Below are 19,918 nucleotides of genomic sequence, written 5' to 3' on the forward strand. Positions count from 1 at the left end.
CTGTCTGCGATCTTTTTTTTGCGCAGACTTTTACCCAATCAGGTTGCAAATCAAAACCGGATTACTTACCGTCAATAAAGTTTCAATTTGAAACCTGAAAGGATCCGGGACATGAACCCTGCAACACTCGATAAAGGTGTCGTGCTGCTTTTCGCCATCGCTTGCGGCCTCGCGGTGGGCAACGTGTATTACGCCCAGCCGCTGCTGGATGCGATGGCGGACGCCTTCGGCCTGTCGCCGGGCAGTATCGGGATCGTCATGACGCTGACCCAGGTCGGCTACGGCCTCGGGCTGCTATTGCTCGTGCCCCTCGGCGACTTGCTCAACCGCCGACGGCTGATCGTCACGCAAACTCTACTGTCCGCCGCAGCCTTGCTGATGATCGCCTTGGCCTCGAACAGCGCCTGGCTGCTGATCGGCGTCACCCTGACCGGCCTGCTTGCCGTGGTCACCCAGGTGCTGGTCGCCTACGCCGCTACCCTGGCCGTCCCGGCGCAACGCGGAAAGGTGGTCGGCGTGATCACCAGCGGCATCGTCGTCGGCATTTTGCTCGCGCGCACGGTGGCGGGCGGCATGGCCGATCTGGCCGGCTGGCGCTCGATCTATCTGCTGTCGGCGGGATTGACGCTGGTGATGGCCGCGCTGCTGTTTCGGGTGTTGCCCAAAGATGAAGAAGCACGGCCGACCACACGTTACGTGGCACTGATCGCCTCAGTGTTCAGCCTGTTTCGTGAGGAACCGGTGCTGCGCCAACGAGCAATTCTCGCCCTGCTCACCTTCGCCAGCGCCATGGTGCTGTGGACGCCGATGGTGTTGCCGCTGGCCGCCCCACCGCTGTCGCTTTCCCACAGTGAAATCGGATTGTTCGGACTCGCCGGCGCGGCAGGCGCACTGGCCGCAGCCAGAGCCGGGCATCTGGCGGATCGGGGATTGGGGCAATGGGTCAGCGGCCTGTCTCTGCTGCTGATGCTGGGCTCGTGGCTGCCAATCGCACTCACCCAGTCTTCGTTATGGGCACTGCTGCTTGGCGTCATCACCCTGGATCTGGGCTTGCAGGCCGTGCACGTCACCAGCCAGAGCATGATCTACAGCGTCCGCCCAGAGGCGCAGAGCCGACTGACCGCCGGCTACATGCTGTTTTACTCAATAGGCAGCGCCTTGGGCTCAATCGCCTCAACGGCCATGTACGCCTGGGCGGGATGGCCGGGCGTGTGCTGGCTGGGTGCCGCAATCAACATGGTCGCGTTGCTGTACTGGTGGCGAACGCTGGCCACACCGAAACGTGGCGAGGCTGCTTGCGCCCTCGCCACGTCGGACTGACACAACATCAACCGCGATTGCGTCCCCGCAGCATGCTGTCGAGCACCTCGTCGCGGCGCACCCAGCCATGGAACAGTGCGGCCGCCAGGTGCAGCAGCACCGTCAGGAACAACAGATACGCCAGATACCCATGAGCCTTGCGCAGCAACGCAAACACCTGCGCATCCGCCGGCACGATCGACGGCAATTGCAGCGACGTGCCAAGCATCACCGGATCCCCCGCCGCGCTGATCATTGCCCAACCCAGCAGCGGCAACACCAGCATCAGCGCATACAACAACAGATGAGAGGCCTTGGCCGCCATCACCTGCCAACCCGGCAGATCCGCCGGCAGCGGCGGCTGACGGGTGCCCAGTCGCACCAGAATGCGCACGATCACCAGCAACAGAATCGCGATGCCCAATGGTTTGTGCAGATTGATCAGCCATTCATGCCGCGCCGACACCGAGGTCACCATGCCGGCGCCGATGAACAACATCACGATGATCATCAACGCCATCAGCCAGTGCAGCAAGCGCGCCAGCGGATTGAAATGAGTCGGTTGCGTGCTCATGGGCGAGCCTCCTTTTTGCCGGTTGGCAGTTGGCTGACTTCGCTGGTGCGACGCAGGTAGGAATCGGCGTAACCGGCCGAACGCGCGGCCAGCAACGGATCGTCGGAACCCTGAATGCCGGCCGGCAGCACCAGCGGATCGTAGTTGATGTCACGGCACTCGCCGCTGAGCTGCGGCTGGGTCTTTTCCAGCACCAGGGTGCCGGCGTTCAACATCTTGCGGCCGGCGGGCCAGGTCTTGCTCGCATCGTTCACCGGATCGTCGGCGTTGGCCAAGGTGATGTTCAACTGAAAGCGCAGCGGCCCTTCGGCCAGGCGCTGCACCAGGTCTTTTTCAAGGAAGTCGCTACCTTCAGGCGCGGTAGCACCGGCGGCGTCCTGGGCCAGCGGCGTCATGCTCCAGCGCACCGCCTGCTTCTTGCCGCTGGCATCCACCAGATAGAACGCGTTGACGCTGTTGTAGGTTTCCGTCGCGTAACTCGCCGAAGGTTTAGCGGTTTTTATCCAGGTCAGAAACGGCACGGCCTCCGGGTGTGCGGCAAAAAATGCCGGCACCTTGGTCGGATCCGGTTTACCGGTGGCGGGATCCGGCGATTGCGCCTGCTGCAACTGATAGAACGCCTCGGGTGTGCCGACCGGGAACACCGGCATGCTGTTCATCCCGGTGCGCCATTGCTGGCCGTTGGCCTGAGTGAAACGCAGCGCCAGACTGCGGATCGGTACGGCGCTGTCCGGCGCATACGGACTGCCAGCCGGCAACGCAAAGCGCCCGACCACCGGGGTGCGCGGCTCGTTGAACACTTGCGCGACAGAATACGAGCGAGCCTCGCCGCTGCTCTCGAAATGTCCGATCACGCAAACACCCTTGGCGTGATTTCGGCGAAAGCCGGGATGCACGCCGTTGTTCTTTTCCAGCACATCGACCAACGCTTTCGGCGTCAGGCGTTGTGGGTCAAATGAACCATGAACGTAGGCAAACGCCCCGGCCAGGGCTGCGACCACCACGGCGATTCCGCCAAGACGCAACACCAGGCTCGCGGCACTCAGTGGCGGGCGTTGAGGCCCGCCGGGCGGTGAGCTGCGATCAACCATGAAAGACTCCAGGGCCATCGGCCATAGGGAAAGGTGCTATGAGACGCACGCCTCGTAGGATTATTCCCTCTGAACTGTAGTTTCTTTCATGGAGTGGCGTCGTAGTCCAATCGATACCAGCTAAATCTGATCGAAACGCGGCTCGCGTTTTTCCAGAAACGCCTGCATGCCCTCCTTCTGTCCAGGTGTCGCGAACAGGCCGTGAAACGAGCGTCGTTCAAACAGAATGCCTTCGCGCAATCCTGACTCGGACGCCCGGTCCACCGCTTCCCGGGCAGCCCGTGTCGCCGTGCGGGGAAATCCACCGATACGCTGTGCAATGTCCATGGCCTGCTTCAACAAGTGATCGACGTCTGTCACCCGCGACACCAACCCGGCCTGCTCGGCCTCACGGGCGGACAGTGTGCGACCGGTCAGTATCATGTCCATGGCTTTGGCGCGGCCAATCAACCGGGTCAGGCGTTGCGTACCACCCATGCCCGGCATCACCCCCAGAGTGATTTCCGGCAATGCGAACTTCGCGGACTCGGATGCCACGATCACGTCGCACATCATTGCCAATTCGCATCCCCCTCCGAATGCGAAGCCCGCCACCGCCGCGACTTTCGGCGTGCGCAGAGCGGCAAACGCATCCCAGCCGGCGAAATGGTCTTCCTCGATCATCTCCAGGCAGGACTTTTCGTACATCTCCTTGATGTCGGCTCCGGCAGCGAAATAACCCCGGGTACCGGTGATGAGGAAACATCCGACACCCGGATCACTGTCCAGCGGCTGCAAGGTCTCCAGCATTTCGCGCATCAGTGAACTATCGAGCGCATTTCGTGCGTGCGGGCGGTTGAGGCGGATCAGTACTACGGGGCCGTGTCGTTCAATCAATAGGTTCATCGCAATCTCTTTGAATAGTGGGGTGAGTGGAAAAAAGCCGACGCGCCGTCAGGAATCCCAGATCGCGCCGTAGGCCGGAATACCCCGGGATTCCATTTCCTCGACCACTCGCTCGGTCAGCTTCTGATTGGAAATACAGATCACCGCCTCCGCACCGTGGGTTCGAACGGCGGCATATGCCAGCGCCACCAGATCCGGTTTGCCCAACCGGTCGGTGTCCCAGATATGGGCGTCGGGTTGTGCCTGCAGGATTTCCTCCACCAGCGCATCACCGTAGGTCTCGCGCGGGCTGCGGGTGGACCAGATCAGGTGAATCGGCACTTGCCGCGCCAGCAGATGCGGTAGCACCGGACCAATGCCACTGCCGGTGGCGACGTACACCACCGACTTGAACAGGGTCTCGATATGGGCGACGCCAGCCGTGGTGATGCCCTTGACCCAGACATGGCTCGGCGGCTGCTCGATCAATTCACCGGTCCAGTCGCCGGCCCGGGAAATGATCAGACGGAAACCGTGTTCGTCCGGTGCAGGAATATTGGCAAACGAGTGCCACTCCCACAGCGGATGGCGACTGATTGCGGTGGAAGATCCAGCGAACGGCGTGTGGTGATTGAACCGGGCGATCACCGCATGCGACGACGGTTTGACCAGCGTCACCGGCACCTTGCGCAGGCGCAACCAGGGCAAGGCAATACTGAATGTCAGGATCGGCAGCATCCAGAACGAAACGGACGTCAACAGGACCTGCGCCAGATCTGCCGAAGGATTTCGGTCCCGGGCAAACACCAGCGTCATGGCCCAGAACAGCAGCAGTGCAGCCCAACCGGCGAATCGATGTGTGCGTTCGAAAGCGTTGTGAAACCGTGAGCGAATCCCCGGCAACGCCATGATCGCCATCAGCAGCAACAATCCCAGAAGCGCGGCGCTGATGGCCAGCAGCGTCAGCGAAATCCCGCCTGCCCCCTCAGTTCGTTGCCAGATCATCGAGCCGAGCAGCGCAACGAACCAGACAATCGCGGCCATCGCCCCGCCACTGTGCAAACCGCCGAAGTGATAGACCTTGGCCAGCGAGCGACGAATCGCCAGCGGCCAACACGTGGGAGCACGCGTCGCCAGCCAGAACAACAGATTGATCAGGTATTGCTGACGAATCAGAATCGCCATCGACAGGTTCGCCAACACCAGCTGCGACAACACCTCCAACGCGATTCCCGAAGCCGACCACCACTGCCCGACGGTGATCCCGTAGACCAGCGTCCCGAGGTTCGCCAGTAACACCAGCGCAACCAGGCGGTTGTAATGTGAAAACAGCGGCAGCGTTCCCAGGCGCCGCCAGAGCGGACGTCGAGGTGGCAGGGCAAAAGCGTCGTCGATCTGACTCATTGCACCGCCTCCTGCAGGGTGGCAGCGAGCTGCGCCTGATGCGCCTGTGCCCGCTCAAGCAACAAGCGTTTGTCGACCTTGCCCCTTGAAGTCAGCGGGATGTCATCCACCGGCAGAATCATCGAAGGCACGCAGTAATAGGCCAGACGCTCCTCGCAACGGCGTCGCGCCACATCAGTGTCCGTGGATGCAGGGAAGACAAAAGCCACCAGATGACGGTTATCGAACTTCAAAGTCACCGCGCGCTCGCAGCCCGGTGCGGACTCCAGCGCGGCTGACACCGAGTCCAGCTCAACGCGAAAGCCCCGGACTTTCACCTGATCGTCCACCCGGCCCAGGTGTTCCAGTTCGCCGTCAGCGGTCCAGCGCCCCAGATCACGGGTGCGAAACATCATGCGACCCTGTCCCAGAAACGGATCGAGACGGTAGCGCTCGGCGGTCAGCGCAGGATTGCCCAGATACCCGGCCGTCACACAATCGCCACCGGCCCACATTTCACCCTGCTCCCCCGGCGCGCACAGTTGGCCCGTTTCATCCAGCACATACACGGTGTTGTTGGGCGTTGGCTTGCCGATCGTCAACGGGCCCGTGCCTCGGTAATGCTGCATCGTGTTGACGATGGTGGTTTCTGTGGGGCCGCAAGCATTGTAGAAATCGCAAAACGACGCCCAGCGATCAGCCAGGGGCTGCGGGCAAGGTTCGCCGGCCAGGGCCACCACCTTCACCTGACTGCATCGCGCAGGATCCAGCGTGGCGAGAATCGATGGGGTCGCGATCAGCACGTCACACTGTTCGGCGGTTTCGGCAATGTCCTTGCCCCGGATCAGCAGCGTCGCGCCGTGGGCCAGGCACCCGAGGATTTCCCAGGCGGCCATGTCAAAGGCGATATTGAGGATCTGCCCGACTTTCATGCCCGGCCCCATGCCGAGATTGCCGGGGCCGGTCAGCAGAATGTTGCAGACATTGCGCTGGGTCACCCTGACACCGTTGGGCTGACCGGTCGTGCCGGACGTAAACAACACAAAACACAAGGCATCCGGTAACGAAATGTCCTCCCCCACATTGACGTCATCGGCGGCCGAGCCCGGTGAGTCGATGAACGTATCCAGATGAATGCAATGTTGTCCGGCCGTCAGCGGAATCCCGTGGGCCAGTGTTGAAAGCGTCAACACCACCTGCGTCGAAGCAACCGACATGATGTGGCTCAACTGCGTGGCCGGGGTAATACCGACATGCTGGGGAATATAGGCGGCCCCCACCTTCAGGGTCGCGAGCATGCCCACCAGCATCGGGATCGAACGTTCGACAAACAGCGCCACGTGATCACCCGGCGCTACGCCATGGCTTGACAACAATCTGGCCAACCGGTTGGCCTGACGGTTCAACTCGCCGTACGTGAAGCTCTGCCCCTGAAAGCGTGCGGCCACATGCTGTGGGTGTGTCGCCGCCCGCGCTTCGAACGCACGGTGAATCAACGAAAACTCAGGCTCGGCCACCTGCCCGCAGCCGAATGTCCGCCAGGTGTCATAACTTTCGCTCGGTGTGGCTGGGTTATTCATTACGATTGCATGCATCTCAAACATCCCTTTTGCTCAAACCATCGTTTTTCAGCTGCTTCGGCCACCGATTGCCTGCTGGCGACATCGGTGGCTGCTTGCGCTTGTCGGACGGGTTGAGCCGGGAGATTTGAATCCATTACATGCACTACAGAACGCGGCGAACCTTCCTACGTCGCCAGTAATGAAATCTTTCAACTCCTGGAATGGAATAAGCTGTGTCGAGAGGCGTCTTCCTACCACTACCGCGCTTCTGGCCCAGAGCATGTCCCTGTCATGAATACTCTCGACGAGCAATTACGCGATCTGATTCCCAGATTGCGCCGCTTCGCGCTTTCGCTGACGCGCAACAGCAGCAGCGCCGACGACCTGGTACAGGCCAGCCTCGAGCGGGCACTGTCGGCTTGGGGCGAGAAGCGCGCCGACGGCGATCTGCGCGCCTGGCTGTTTTCGATCCTGTACCGGCAGTTTCTCGATGCGCATCGGCGCTCGCGGCGTTATGCGCGGATGCTCGAATTCTTCACCGGCCGCGACGACGCCGAGCCCTCGGTGGAACGTACCGTGATTGCCCAATCGACCTTGCAGGCCTTCGACCGACTGCCCACCGAACAGCGCGCGCTGCTGCTGATGGTGTCGGTGGAAGGCCTGACTTATAAGGAGGTCGCCGAGATTCTCGACGTCCCCACCGGCACCGTGATGTCGCGCCTGTCCCGCGCTCGCCAGGCCCTGCGCCAGCTCAGCGACGGGGAAATCAGCAGCCCTTCCTTGCGGATACTCAAATGATCAGTCTGCCCCCCAACGAACGTGACCTGCACGCCTACGTCGACCACCAGCTCAGCGAGGCCGACCGGCATGTGCTGGAAACCTGGCTCGCCAGCCATCCGGACGAAGCGGCGCAGGTTCGCGCCTGGCAACAGGACGCCCAGCACCTGCGCGCCGCCCTCGGCGGTGCCTTGCAACAACCGGCCAATCCGGACCTTGATCCGTCGCTGATTCGCCAGCGGCTCAAACGCCAATCACGCCGCCAGTGGGCCAGCGCGGCGGTGCTGCTGATTGCTGTCAGCCTCGGCGGTGTCGGTGGCTGGAAAGCCCGGGACATGACCGTGTTTCATCCCCCGGCACCGATGACCGACGCCTTGCAGGCGTACCGCTTGATCGCCCAGCAAGGGCTTCTGCCGGCGGACTACAAGGTCGATGGCGACGGCGACATCCAGCGCTGGCTCGACCGTTATTTCACTCAGGCCAATCGCCTGCCGGACCTGACGTCGGCCGGGTTTGCACCGGTCAGCGGCCGTCTGCTGAGCACCGATGAAGGCCCGGCGGCGATGGTGATGTATGAAGACCAGAGCGGGCACAAGGTCAGTTTCTACGTGCGTCCACCGGGGCCGAAAAATACCTTCCTGCCCCGGGGCAGCCGCCAGGACGGGGATCTGCAGGCCGAGTACTGGTCCGGCAAGGGCTACAACTATGCGATGGTCAGCCCGACCGATACCCCGGCGGCGAAAATGCTCAAGCAATCCGTGAGTTTCTAGCCGCTTCAGAACCCCACATCCAGCACCACATTGTCCAGGTAGGTTCCAGCGGGCGGTGTGGTCTGGTCGGTGTAGATTTTCGCGTTGTAATTGAAGATCTGACTGCCGGTGCCCAGCCCGTTACCGGGATTGACCTCGGCATCGCTGCTGGCCCGGCGGGCCGCGCCGACGCTGCCCCAACGGGTGGTACCGGCGCTCTTGAAAATGTCGTAGGCCAGGTAGTTGCTGCCGGAAATCATCCGCCGCCGTCCGCCGACGCTCAGCGCATTCTGCCCGTCGTTCAGCCCCACGGTGTAGGCACTGCCTTTGGTGCAGGCGAGGTTGATGGTCTGCCCGGTCACCGGGGTGAACGCACTGACCACCGGCGCGCTACCGAAGGCAATGTTCGGCGCGGTAATAGTGCAGTCGTTGGACACCGTCAGGTTGACCGTCAGTGTCGTGGTGCCGCTGTTGATGTCGCGTCCCAGGCAAAGCCCGCCGACACCGATGCCCGAACAATAATTCCAGTTCCAGAAAATGCTCAGTGTCTCGGTATATACCCCGGCGGCCACATTGCTGCCGATGGTAGTACCGAAATAGAGCGGAACGGTTTTCGGCACAGTACCGCCGAGCAAACCGAGGGCGTCGATGATGCCGTTGCGGGCGAAGTCATAGGCAGTGCCGCGCGTCAGCGGGTAACTGGTGCTGTTGTTGGCGTAGATCGTGTAACCGATCACGTCGCCGGTGGGCCCGAGCAAACCGCTTTGGGTCGAGGTGACGGTGGCCCAGAAATGGTCATTGTTGGTCAACAGCGACAGCAGCGAACCGGTGCAACTCAAGCCTCCGTTCAGGGTGGAACTGGGTTGCGAGGTGGTGCGCACGGCGATCGAACTGATGTTCCCGAACCCGGCCGGCGTGGTGGTGACCACCGAACACAGCGCGTGCGCCAGCCCCGGCAGCAGCAACAGCAACCACAGAACAAGCCGCGCCCGGTTCATTGGCACACCAGCGGGCCGATCAGCGGCACTTCATCCTGCTGCAGATCGACGCTGAATTGCGCCTGGCAGGTCTTGCCGTCCGCGAGAGTCACCCGCAGCGAATTCTGCGCCTGAAGATTTTCCAGATAGACCAGCCCGTCCCAACCGACCACCGTCCGCGTGCCGCTCTGTTCGTGCAGCACGCCACTGCCCAGCGGCAATTCCTTCTGCTGCGCATCCACCAGCACGATGCTCGCGGCGATCACCCGGCTCAGCGGAAACTCCAGCAGATAGCCACTGCCCCGGCGTACGGCGACACGCTGTTCGACATTCGGGCTGCGCACGTTGGCCGGCAGGTTCAGCGGATCGATTTCGTACTTGCCGCGGTAATAGGCGCTGCTCCACGGCACCAGCAGGTGGCCGTTACGGTCGGTCTGGCCGACCTGCTGGTTTTCGTAACGCACCGGAATGTCCGCGTAGCCGTCGGTGCTGACCACCACGAACGCATCGTCGATACGGTTGGCGGCGAACACTTGATCGTCCATCCACACCAGCGACCCGCTGGCATCGGCCCAACGGGTTTCGGCGTCGGACGTACCGTAAACGCCAGCCTGCAATTGCACCGATTGCAGACGCCAGGTCACGTCAGCCTGGCGGTAATCCGCGCCGTCGCCCTTGGCGTAGCCGAGATTGAAGCCCACCCCGCCCTCGGACGGCACGGCGCGACTGTAGTTGACCCGTTGCTGCGTCTGCCCGGTCTTGCTGCGTTCGCTGCTGATGGCCAGGCTGCCGCGCAGGTCGAACGGAATCACCAGTTGCGCCTGCACCGCCCAGTTGCTGTCGCCGATTTCGCGGTTGGCCGACAGGTAGAAACTGCTGTTGCGCCACAGCGGTTTGCTCCAGCTCAGGTTGAGCAACCGTGTGCGGGTTTCGTCTGCCGCGCGAATGTCGAAATACCCGACGCCGAGACTGCCCCAGCGTTCAAGGTTGAGGCTCAGGGTCGCCTGCTCACTGCGCTTGCTGAGTGTGGTGTAAGGGCTGTCGACCACGGTCAGGTCGGCATAGCGATCGCGGCGTTGCAGACGCTGATAGGAAAAGCTGTAGCGCTGGCCGCTGTATTGATAACCGAGGCTCAGTTGCTGACCGCCGTCGCCGTCGAAACGGCTCTGGCTGATCGCGCTGTTGAGCACCCCGAAATTGCCCAGCCGCAAGTTGCCCCCCAGCCCGCCGAGGGTCAGGGAATCCGCCGCTTCGGCATGACTTTCCAGAGTAAAAGTGTCGCTGACGCCATAGCGCAGACTGCCCGAGGTGACGCCCGGCCCATAGCTGAAATCCTTCAGGCCGTAATCCCGGCGTAGCGTACCGGCAGACACCGAAAAATCGCTCAGGCCTTTTTGCAACAGGCTGCTGGTGACATAGAACGGCACAGTGGTCGACACCTGCCGGCCCAGTGCATCGGTGGTCACCACCACCGCCTCACCCGCGCCGTTGATAAACGGAATATTGGTCAGGGTGTAAGGCCCCGGTTGCAGGTCGGTGCTGCTGGACTTGTAGCCGTTGATGAACAGATCCACCGAGGACGGCACCGCCGCTTCCCCGGCGAACTGCGGCAGCGGGTAGGTCACCAGATCCGGACGCACTGCAAAATCCCGCGAGAACTGCACACCGCCCAACCGCACCGAACTGCTCCAGGGCAAGGCGCCGCTGACCACGTCCCCGGCCTCGTAGGTCAGCATCCGCTCGTCATCGGAGTAGCGCCAGGTGGTGTCGTAACGCAGATAGCCGTTGTCCAGCGTGCTGACCGCATCCCCCGACAACGTGCGGCGATATTGCCCGGTGTTCGACAACGTGCCCCAACTGTCGAACACCCGTACCTCGTTCCACGCCGCCAGATAGGTGCCAGCGTCGTCGGTGTCATTGAGGTACAGGTCATAGTTGAACAACGCGCCGAAACTGCTCAGCGCCGGGGTGCGTGGATAGACTTCACGGTTGCCGATGAACTGCTCCGGCAGCCAGTCCGGCGGCACGTCGAGCAGCAAGCGCTGGCTGACGCTGTCGTAATCGCTGTGCAGGCCTGGCAGGCCGTCGAGATCGACTTCGGCACCGGCCTCTTCCGGCAGCTTCATGCCGGTGTCGCGCAATACGCTGGCCGGCAGGAACAGGTGACCGCCGCGCTGCTCCACCGCCACCACCCGACCGGTATTCATCTGGTTGACCACCAGTTCCAGAAACAACTGTGCATCGCTGACGGCCTCCATGCCGCTGGGAGGCGGCGGCAGTTCACCGGCCCCGGATGGATGAATGAACATCAGGCACCACGCGCCGGTCATGAACCACAACGGACGCTGAATACGGCGAGCCCATCCCGGACTCATTAGCGTGTTACGTCCGTCAATGGACTGATTCCTCCTGAAACCGCTGGCGCCGAAACCCGAAAGCTTCGACATGACTCGCTACGGCTATCGCGCCGGCGGAATGCTCTGCACCTTTGCTGCGCCGTTGATCCGCCCAGCCAATTCTCCCGCCACCGGTCCCGGTGCCGGCCAGCGCATCACCGCGCCGGGCAATACGTAGCCGAGCAATCCCTCGGCCAGCGGTTTGCTTTGACCGCCCTGTGTGACGGCCACATCGGTCAGCCGCGCATGCACCGCGCCCTGATTGCGCACCTCCACATACGGACGCCCCTCCACCGCCACCGTGCGCCAGCTCAGTTGCGGCAGGCCGATACCTTTGGGGTCACGCTGACGGGCGCTGTCTTCCTTGCTCCACAAACCCGCGCCATAGGCGAACAACGGCACCGAGTAGCGCATCTGGAAGCGGATCGCCGCAGCGGTCTTGCCGTCTTCGGCAACGGGGGGCTGGGCCGAGGGGATTTCATCGATGATGATCCGGTACGCCAGCTCCTGGCCTGGCGGCACGTCCTTGGTGCGGGTCAGGCGCACCAGTTGCTTCTGACCCGGCTCGATCTTCGCCACCGGCGGGCTGCCGATCACTTCGCGCTGATTGCGGTATTGCTCTTCGAAACCGCTCTGGCTCCAGCCGAACACGCGGATCTGCAGGTTGGCGGTTTCCGTGCCGCGATTTTCCAGCCACAACGCACTGGCCTGCTGATCGGCCTCCAGCACCGGATCGATCGGCCAGATCAGCACCGAACTGGCGGCCTGGGCCTTGAGCGTCCCGAACATGACCAGCGCCAGCACGGCGCAACACACGGACGAATAGCGTGACGTGAAAAACCCCATAAACCTGCTCCTTGTCATTTCACATCACCACGACAGCTGCACCTGCAACACATCGCTGTATGTCCCCCCGGGCTGATTGCCCGGCAATTGCACCTGACCGTAGATCGGCAGACTGATGTTGTTCGCGTCGCTGTAGGCCACTGCCACACTCTGGCCGATGCCCAGGCTCTGGCTGTACGCCGCATCGCGAAACAGCGCATACGCCACCTTCGCGCTGCCTCCGCTGATCTGCATGCGTCGCCCGCCGCTGTTGTACTGGCCGCCATCGACCGTCATGTTCAGCGCCACCCCCGGCGTGCATTGCAGCGTGACGCCGCCGGTCAACGCGACCTGCACCGTGCCGGTGGCCAGCGCCGAACGCGAACCGAAATTCAGCCCGCCATAGTTCGATACGCCCCCCACCACCAGACAACCCGGCGTCACCGTGGCACTGACCTGAAAGCTCTGGCTGGTCACCGCCGCCAGCGGCAGCGGCAAACTGCCCGCACACAGCAGGAGCAACGCCGCACAGCCATGCCGGCCCATGGCACTAGAACGTCAGTTCAACGGAAATCGTGTCGGTGTAAGTGCCCGCCGGCAGTCCGGCCTTGCCCACCGCCTGACCGTAGATGTTCACGGTCTGCGCCACACCGGTACTGGCGGCGAGGTTGATCACCCCGTCGATGGCCAGCAATTGCGAGTGCCCGGCGTCGGTGTACAGGTCATACGGCACGTAGTTGGCCACCCCGTCGTACAGCGCGCGGGTACCGCCCGGCGAGAGACCGTCATGGGCGCCGGCCCGGACCTTGACCGTCGGCGTGGTGCCGGCCGAGCACAGGATCGACAGCGCCCCGCCGCCACCGCCCAGCACCTGCCCGGTGGCCGTGGTGAACAGGCTGTTGGCGGTGCCGAAGTTCAACGCACCGAAGTTCAGCCCGGTAGAGCCGCCGGAACCGTTGACCTGGCAACTGCTGATCAGGATCAGGCTGGAGGTGATCTGGCCGGTGACCGTGGTGGCGGCATTGACGCTGGAAGCGAGCGTCAGGCCGAGCAACGACAAACCTATCCTTGATGCAATCGTACGCATGGTGTCCGTCCTCTACGGGGTTACCAGTCGAGCGTCACCGTCAGGGTGTCGGTATAGACACCAGCCGGTACCGCACGGGTGTTCGCCACCACCGAGCCAAATACCGGGATGGGTATCTGTGCGCCGCTGGTGACAGCGAAATTGTGTTGTTGACCGATGCTGTAGCTCTGGCTGCCGGAGGCATCGAGAAACAGCTGATAAGGGAGCGTCTGGCGCCCGTTGCTCAAGCGCCGTGTGGTGCCGTCGCCATGGGCGCCGCCGTCGATGGTCACGGTGAACCCGGTGACCGAAGGGTTGCAGGCGACATTCAGCTGGCCACTGCCCGCTTCGCTGAGGCTGGCCTTGATCGGTGCGTTCCAGGTCGGGCCCTGCTGGCCGAAATCGAGAGAGCCCAGCCCGTCCACCGGGCTGGCGGGACTGGTTGCGTTAGTCACTTCGCAGCCGGCAATCAGCGTCAGCCGCGCAAGGATCTGCCCACTGACCGCCGCCGACGCGACCTCGGTGAACAACAGCAATGTGGCTGTGGCGATTACCCGCCCGTGTCTGCCCATCATTGAGCCCCTACTCCTTCAGGATCACTCGACCACTGCGTTCGTCATTGAACGCCCTTCCCTGCGCCACCCGGCTCCACCGAATGGCTGAAAAAACTCCGCGATCACCAGGTGACCGTCACCTTCACCAGATCCGAATACCGGCTGACCCGTGGAACTTCGGCCATCCGCTCGATCCGCCCGTATAAAGGCAAGTCCACCGTGCCGCTGTCCGGCACCCGGCCGCTGACCGGTACATCGACCACCAGCGGCACCCGCCGCGCAGCGTCCTGATACAGGCGATAAGGAATCGGCTTGCTGCCGGCCTCCCCCGCCATATAACGCACCTCGCCGACGCCACCGTGCAGGCCGCCATCGACGCGCAACTGGTACGGGGTGTCCGGGTTGCATTCCAGACGCGGCAGGCGCGAATTCGTGAGCGCCGCACCGAGTGGCCCGTCCCGGTCGCCGAGCCGCGCCGTGGTGCCGAAATCGAGCACGCCCAGCTGCTCGATACCGGCCTCGCGTTGCTGGCCGATCAACTGGCAACCGCGCTGCACATCGACCCGCACCTCGACCTGAAGGTCGGCGGCGTGGACCGGTATCGCGAGTCCGCCCAGCAATGCCCAGACCATCCCTGCATTCACCGCCCGTTCCTTGATGTCGACAGCGTCTCTGTCGTTACAGTGTTTCAGGTTAGCAACGGACGCCGATTGCGCCAGTCGATTGGATCCAGTCACCGGACGGGATTTGTTTCGAAAGGTTGGCAACACGTCGATTTAAAGTGTTGAAAAATCCTGTACACGCCGCAGATTGCACTTCGGAAAAACGATAAAGCACAGTGGAAGCAAAACTACCCGTCTGGTTAAACTACCCCGCCGCGCTCGGGGGGAGCCGGCCCGATGATGACGGAGTGATTGCAGTGCCCGCCCGACCGCCCGACCGTTCGCGTCTGACTCAGCGCTGGTCAGCCTTGCGCCATTTCTTCGGCAAACGCTCCGTTACAAACGCGGGCCAGTGCGCCGCCAGCGCGCAATCGGTTCGCGACTATTTCCGGCAAAAGGCCCATGGCCAGGGCTACACCCTCAGCCACAGCCAGCAGCGGGTCATCGACTGCATGGCCCATCAGGCCGGCCTGTTGTTCGGCACCCCTGCGCAAACCCCGCCCAGCCTGTATCTGCACGGTGCGGTCGGGCGCGGCAAGAGCTGGTTGCTGGACGGATTCTTCCAGGCGTTGCCGATCCAGCAAAAGCGCCGCCTGCATTTCCACGGGTTCTTCGCCCAGCTGCATCAGGGCATGTTCGAGCACCGCGACCGCGACGACGCCCTCGCCGTTACTCTCGATGCGCTGCTGATGGACTGTCGGGTGCTGTGTTTCGATGAATTTCACGTGCATGACATCGGCGATGCAATGCTCATCACCCGCCTGTTCAAGGCGTTGTTCAAGCGCGGAATCCTGCTGCTGGTGACCTCCAATTACCCGCCCGAGGGCTTGCTGCCCAACCCGCTGTACCACGCGCGGTTCAAACCGGTGATCGACCTGATCAATGCGCGCATGCAGGTGATGGAAGTCGGCGGCCCGCACGATTACCGCAGCCAGGCGCGCCGGCATGCGCATCAAGTGTTCACTCAGGGCCATTACGTCTGGCCGGCCAGCCCGGCGCAGCGCCTGGCCTTGAACCTGCCGCCCCTCGACGCCGCGCCGTTGCCTCTGACGGTCGGCAGCCGGCATTTGCAGGCGCGGCTGTGCGAAGACCGGCGCGTCGGTTTCACCTTCAGCGACCTCTGCGAACAGCCCACGGCGGTGATGGATTATCTGGAACTGTGCCGGCGCTTCGACCACTGGATCATCGATGAACTACCGGAACTGGGCGAATGTTCGATCGCCGCCCAGCAACGCTTCATCAACCTGATCGACGTGCTCTACGACCAGGACAAACACCTGACCCTGCTCGGCCAACTCCCGTTGCACGAAAGCCTCGGCGGCCAGGCGATCGATCTGGCCCGCACCCGCAGCCGGCTCGGGCAATTGCGCGAAGTGCACGAACCGGGCTGATTTGCCGTTATCATGCGGCCCATTTCCGGCGCCCTGCGCCTTCTCGATAGCGACCCTTTTCATGCACACCCTTGCACAACTGCGCGCCGGCGAACTGTCGGGCATCTCCCGGCTGGATCTGGCCGAAGACCTGACTGAATTTCCGCCGGAGATTTTCAACCTGGCCGACACGCTGGAAGTGCTCAACCTCAGCGGCAATGCCTTGAGCAGCCTGCCGGACGACTTGCACCGTCTGACGCGCCTGCGCGTGCTGTTCTGCTCCGACAATCAGTTCACACAATTGCCGGCATGCCTGGGCGAGTGTCAGGCCCTGACGATGATCGGTTTCAAGGCCAACCGGATCACTGATGTGCCCGGCGCGGCGCTGCCGCCGCAGTTGCGCTGGCTGATCCTGACCGACAACGCCATCGAAACCCTGCCGACGGAACTGGGCGAGCGCCCGTTGCTGCAAAAACTCATGCTCGCCGGCAATCGCCTGCGCACCCTGCCGCCGTCACTGAGCCAGTGCCATCGGCTGGAGCTGATCCGCATCGCCGCCAACCAGTTGGCCGAATTGCCGCAATGGTTGCTGGCCCTGCCGAGCCTGACCTGGCTGGCCTACGCCGGCAATCCGCTGGAAACCGAAGCCGATGCCGCCGCCCTCAACAAAGCGCCCCTGATCGACTGGTCGGCGCTGCAGCTGGAGCAACGGCTGGGCGAAGGTGCCTCCGGGGTCATTTACCGGGCGCAGTGGCAACACGCGAATCAGCCGGCCACGCCAGTGGCGGTCAAGCTGTACAAAGGTGAAATGACCAGCGACGGTTCGCCGCTGCATGAAATGAACGCGTGCATCACCGCCGGTTTGCACCCGAACCTGATCCGCGTCGAAGGCCGCATCGACCAGCATCCCGATGGCCAGCAAGGCCTGGTGATGCAGTTGATCGATCCGAGCTACCGCAACCTGGCCGGGCTGCCGAGTCTGGCGTCCTGTTCACGGGATGTGTATGCCGACGATTGCCGTTTCAGTGCCGACGTTGCCCTGCGCATTGCCCGGGGCATCGCCTCGGTCGCCGGGCATCTGCACCGTCACGGCATCACCCATGGCGATCTCTACGGACACAACATTCTGTTGAACGATCAGGGCGACTGTCTGCTGGGGGATTTTGGTGCGGCGTCGTTCCATGCCATGGCGGACACGCCTGAAACCCGCGCGCTGCAACGCCTCGAAGTGCGGGCGTTCGGGATCTTGCTGGGGGAACTGCTGGCGCGCATCGACTCGGGGTTGAGCGATGAACAGCGTCAGGTGCTGGAAGCCCTGGAACAGCGCTGCTGTCAGCCGGATGTGCTGGCGCGGCCGGGGTTCGGCGAAATCAGTCTGGCGTTGCAACACGCCTGAAAAAAAATCGCAGCCCGAGGGCTGCGATTTTCTGGTGTATCAGCCGGCCAGACCGACGAACATGTCCTGCACGTCGTCATGGTTGTCCAGGCCTTCGAGGAACGCCTCGACTTCAGCCATCTGCTCGTCGCTCAGGCCGCTGACCGGGTTCTTCGGCTGGTAGCCCAGTTTGGCCGACAGCACGGTGAAGCCTTGTTCCGGCAGGGCTTTCTGCACCGAGTCCAGGTCAGTCGGGTCGGTCAGGAACAGGGTCGCGCCCTCTTCGCCCGGCTCGAAATCCTGGGCACCGGCTTCGATCGCGGCCATTTCCGGATCGGCGTCCGGGGTGTCCGGCGACGCTTCGATCATGCCGACATGGTTGAAGTCCCAGGCAACGGAACCGGATGCACCCAGTTGGCCCTTGCGGAACGCCACGCGGATTTCCGCCACGGTGCGGTTGATGTTGTCGGTGACACACTCGACGATCAGCGGCACCTGATGCGGCGCGAAGCCTTCGTAGGTCACGCGATGGTACTGAACGGTTTCGCCCAGCAGGCCAGCACCCTTCTTGATGGCGCGGTCCAGGGTTTCCTTGGGCATCGAGGCTTTCTTGGCCTGTTCGACCACCAGACGCAGGTGTGCGTTGGTGGCGGTATCGGCACCGTTACGCGCAGCAATGGTGATTTCCTTCACCAGTTTGCCGAAGATCTTGCCCTTGGCGTTGGCTGCCGCTTCTTTGTGTTTAACCTTCCACTGTGCGCCCATTACTCACTCTCTTGATCTGTGGCGCCGAGACATCTATTGGCCGACGCATGGCGCCAAGTTTATACGGCCTAAAGTCGGCAATCGACCAAAAATTCCGATGCGCATCGACATCTTCTACGCGCCTTGTAGGGCGATTCTGAAAAACCGGTTTGCCACGTCCATTCAACGTCGCGTTTTCGTACCCTCTGTGGCCCGTATTGCCTGAACAGAGCCCGCCCGAATGCTCAATGACAAGGAAAGTCCGTTTTCGTTGACCCTGGCCGAGGGCGGGATAAGCCTGCCGGTCCTGCGCTTCAGCGGTCATGAAGCGCTGAATCAGCCCTTTCGGTTCGAAATCGAAGTCATGGGCCTGGCGCCCGCCTGGTCACCCGGCACACTGCTGCATCAGGCGGCATTTCTGCACCTGGATGACGACCACGGGATTCACGGCATCATTCAAAGCGCCAGTTGCGAACACCGCGCAACGCACCGGATCGCCTATCAACTGGTGCTGATGCCGCATCTGCACGCGCTGGAGCAACATCCCGTACGCCGGGTCTTCACGCAACTGAACGTGCCGGCCATCCTTGAGCAACTGCTCGGCGAACATCACCTCGCTGCTCATAGCTACCGAATCGAGATGACCGTCGGCCATTACCCTACGCGTCCATTCTGCATTCAGTACGAGGAAACCGACCTGGCCTTTTTGCAACGGCTTTGTGAAGAGGAAGGCATCCACTATCACTTCGAGCATCAGCCGGACAGCCATGTGCTGGTGTTCGCAGATGACAGCCTGAGCCTGCCGCAGCAACCGACGGCGATTGCTTTCAACACGCAGATCGATGCGCCGGCAACCGGCCTCAGCAGCCTGTTCCAGCGCCATGAGGCGGTGCTGCCTCAGATTCCTGCCGGCGTGCGTGAGCGAGGGCAATCGATTACGGGCCAGGAGGCCGCCAATCACACGCTGGGCGGTGCCGTCGCCCCACCGGGATTTCTGCCGACTGCACAACGTCACTCGGCCCAACGCAGTCGTCGCCTGCTGGAACGCCAACGCTGCCGGTCACGCTCGATCCACGGCCGCAGCGATTGCCCGCGACTGCTCAGCGGGCGCCTGTTGCAAGTCATGGAGCACCCGGTGAGCGCCTTCAACGAGCAGTGGCTGCTCACCGACTTGCGTCATCAGGGCCAGCAACCTTCGATACTCGATCCGGTCCCCACGGTTCGCCGCTATCACAACGACTTCACGGCGCTGCCCTGGTCGACCCCGTTTCGCCCGCCGCCGAAACAACCGCGTCCGGGCATTCCGGGGTATCAGCCGGCACAAGTACTCGGCGTGCCGGGGCAACCGGCACAGGTGGACGATCAGGGGCGGATCGCCGTGCGGTTATGGCCAGACCAAATTAGTGCAAACGCAAGCGAAGGACTGTGGTTGCCGGTGGTCATGCCCCACGTCGGCGGTGGCCTGCCTCGGGAAAATCTGCCCTGCGCGGGTAGCGAGGTCTGGGTGAGTTTTCTCGACAGCGATCCCGACCGGCCGATCCTCTGCCTCGACGCCTGCCACCCGCGAACGTCGCAGCCCACAGAAACCGAGCCCGACGACGACCTCCTGCTCGACTGGCTGCTCAACCGCTCCGCCCCACCGCGCTGACG

Annotated in this window: 19 protein-coding genes; 6 read left to right on the forward strand and 13 right to left on the reverse strand. The window is 62.8% G+C overall.

Annotation, left to right across the window (positions count from 1 at the left end; translation table 11 throughout):
* Positions 1 to 111 precede the first annotated feature (111 nt).
* Entirely contained in the window at positions 112 to 1,320 is a 1,209-nt protein-coding gene (locus M5G18_RS06260) for an MFS transporter (RefSeq protein WP_273898998.1), read from the forward strand.
* Positions 1,321 to 1,327: 7 nt separating this feature from the next.
* On the opposite strand, the gene M5G18_RS06265 is transcribed toward M5G18_RS06260, so the two are convergent.
* From M5G18_RS06265 to M5G18_RS06285, 5 genes are all read right to left on the reverse strand, one after another.
* Positions 1,328 to 1,873 carry a cytochrome b gene (locus M5G18_RS06265; protein ID WP_273898997.1) on the reverse strand — a complete coding sequence of 182 codons (546 nt, stop codon included), beginning with the start codon at positions 1,871 to 1,873 and terminating at the stop codon, positions 1,328 to 1,330.
* A complete protein-coding gene (locus M5G18_RS06270) occupies positions 1,870 to 2,964 on the reverse strand; it encodes a catalase family peroxidase (protein WP_273898995.1) in 1,095 nt (364 codons plus the stop codon). Before M5G18_RS06270 ends, M5G18_RS06265 begins: the two co-directional genes overlap by 4 nt.
* Before the next feature lie 120 nt (positions 2,965 to 3,084).
* Positions 3,085 to 3,849 carry an enoyl-CoA hydratase-related protein gene (locus M5G18_RS06275; protein WP_273898994.1) on the reverse strand — a complete coding sequence of 255 codons (765 nt, stop codon included), beginning with the start codon at positions 3,847 to 3,849 and terminating at the stop codon, positions 3,085 to 3,087.
* A gap of 48 nt (positions 3,850 to 3,897) precedes the next feature.
* A complete protein-coding gene (locus tag M5G18_RS06280; protein ID WP_273898992.1) occupies positions 3,898 to 5,232 on the reverse strand; it encodes a hypothetical protein in 1,335 nt (444 codons plus the stop codon).
* On the reverse strand, positions 5,229 to 6,791 hold the full coding sequence (locus M5G18_RS06285; RefSeq protein WP_273898991.1) for an amino acid adenylation domain-containing protein: 1,563 nt from the start codon (positions 6,789 to 6,791) through the stop codon (positions 5,229 to 5,231). The genes M5G18_RS06280 and M5G18_RS06285 overlap by 4 nt, the downstream gene beginning before the upstream one ends.
* A 273-nt stretch (positions 6,792 to 7,064) precedes the next feature.
* Between M5G18_RS06285 and M5G18_RS06290 the strand changes: the two genes are divergently transcribed.
* Entirely contained in the window at positions 7,065 to 7,571 is a 507-nt protein-coding gene (locus M5G18_RS06290; protein WP_085745937.1) for an RNA polymerase sigma factor, read from the forward strand.
* Entirely contained in the window at positions 7,568 to 8,320 is a 753-nt protein-coding gene (locus tag M5G18_RS06295) for an anti-sigma factor family protein (protein WP_102687151.1), read from the forward strand. The genes M5G18_RS06290 and M5G18_RS06295 overlap by 4 nt, the downstream gene beginning before the upstream one ends.
* A 5-nt stretch (positions 8,321 to 8,325) precedes the next feature.
* Here the strand turns inward: M5G18_RS06295 and M5G18_RS06300 are convergent, their stop codons facing one another.
* The 7 genes from M5G18_RS06300 to M5G18_RS06330 form a co-directional block, all read right to left on the reverse strand.
* A complete protein-coding gene (locus M5G18_RS06300) occupies positions 8,326 to 9,297 on the reverse strand; it encodes a Csu type fimbrial protein (protein ID WP_273898990.1) in 972 nt (323 codons plus the stop codon).
* Positions 9,294 to 11,651: a fimbria/pilus outer membrane usher protein gene (locus M5G18_RS06305; protein WP_273898989.1), complete on the reverse strand. Its 2,358-nt coding sequence runs from the start codon at positions 11,649 to 11,651 to the stop codon at positions 9,294 to 9,296. The genes M5G18_RS06300 and M5G18_RS06305 overlap by 4 nt, the downstream gene beginning before the upstream one ends.
* Before the next feature lie 84 nt (positions 11,652 to 11,735).
* Positions 11,736 to 12,518 (reverse strand): fimbrial biogenesis chaperone, encoded by a 783-nt coding sequence (locus M5G18_RS06310; RefSeq protein WP_007951531.1) that lies wholly within the window; start codon positions 12,516 to 12,518, stop codon positions 11,736 to 11,738.
* 24 nt (positions 12,519 to 12,542) lie between these two features.
* Positions 12,543 to 13,043 carry a Csu type fimbrial protein gene (locus tag M5G18_RS06315; RefSeq protein ID WP_007951532.1) on the reverse strand — a complete coding sequence of 167 codons (501 nt, stop codon included), beginning with the start codon at positions 13,041 to 13,043 and terminating at the stop codon, positions 12,543 to 12,545.
* 4 nt (positions 13,044 to 13,047) lie between these two features.
* On the reverse strand, positions 13,048 to 13,584 hold the full coding sequence (locus tag M5G18_RS06320; protein ID WP_007951533.1) for a Csu type fimbrial protein: 537 nt from the start codon (positions 13,582 to 13,584) through the stop codon (positions 13,048 to 13,050).
* A gap of 20 nt (positions 13,585 to 13,604) precedes the next feature.
* Positions 13,605 to 14,138, reverse strand: coding sequence for a Csu type fimbrial protein (locus M5G18_RS06325; RefSeq protein ID WP_273898987.1), 534 nt, complete (start codon positions 14,136 to 14,138; stop codon positions 13,605 to 13,607).
* Positions 14,139 to 14,239: 101 nt separating this feature from the next.
* The gene (locus M5G18_RS06330) at positions 14,240 to 14,749 is read right to left on the reverse strand and encodes a Csu type fimbrial protein (protein ID WP_102687148.1); all 510 of its coding nucleotides are present in this window, start codon (positions 14,747 to 14,749) and stop codon (positions 14,240 to 14,242) included.
* 287 nt (positions 14,750 to 15,036) lie between these two features.
* On the opposite strand from M5G18_RS06330, the gene zapE reads away from it, so the two are divergent.
* Positions 15,037 to 16,170: a cell division protein ZapE gene (gene zapE, locus M5G18_RS06335; RefSeq protein WP_273898985.1), complete on the forward strand. Its 1,134-nt coding sequence runs from the start codon at positions 15,037 to 15,039 to the stop codon at positions 16,168 to 16,170.
* Between the two features lie 61 nt (positions 16,171 to 16,231).
* Positions 16,232 to 17,545: a leucine-rich repeat-containing protein kinase family protein gene (locus M5G18_RS06340; protein ID WP_273898983.1), complete on the forward strand. Its 1,314-nt coding sequence runs from the start codon at positions 16,232 to 16,234 to the stop codon at positions 17,543 to 17,545.
* A 39-nt stretch (positions 17,546 to 17,584) separates the two neighbouring features.
* On the opposite strand, the gene M5G18_RS06345 is transcribed toward M5G18_RS06340, so the two are convergent.
* On the reverse strand, positions 17,585 to 18,289 hold the full coding sequence (locus M5G18_RS06345) for a YebC/PmpR family DNA-binding transcriptional regulator (RefSeq protein WP_007951538.1): 705 nt from the start codon (positions 18,287 to 18,289) through the stop codon (positions 17,585 to 17,587).
* Between the two features lie 220 nt (positions 18,290 to 18,509).
* On the opposite strand from M5G18_RS06345, the gene M5G18_RS06350 reads away from it, so the two are divergent.
* On the forward strand, positions 18,510 to 19,916 hold the full coding sequence (locus M5G18_RS06350; protein ID WP_273898981.1) for a type VI secretion system Vgr family protein: 1,407 nt from the start codon (positions 18,510 to 18,512) through the stop codon (positions 19,914 to 19,916).
* The last annotated feature ends 2 nt before the right edge of the window (positions 19,917 to 19,918 follow it).

This window comes from Pseudomonas aphyarum, assembly GCF_028657055.1.
GTDB classification, from domain to species: domain Bacteria; phylum Pseudomonadota; class Gammaproteobacteria; order Pseudomonadales; family Pseudomonadaceae; genus Aquipseudomonas; species Aquipseudomonas aphyarum.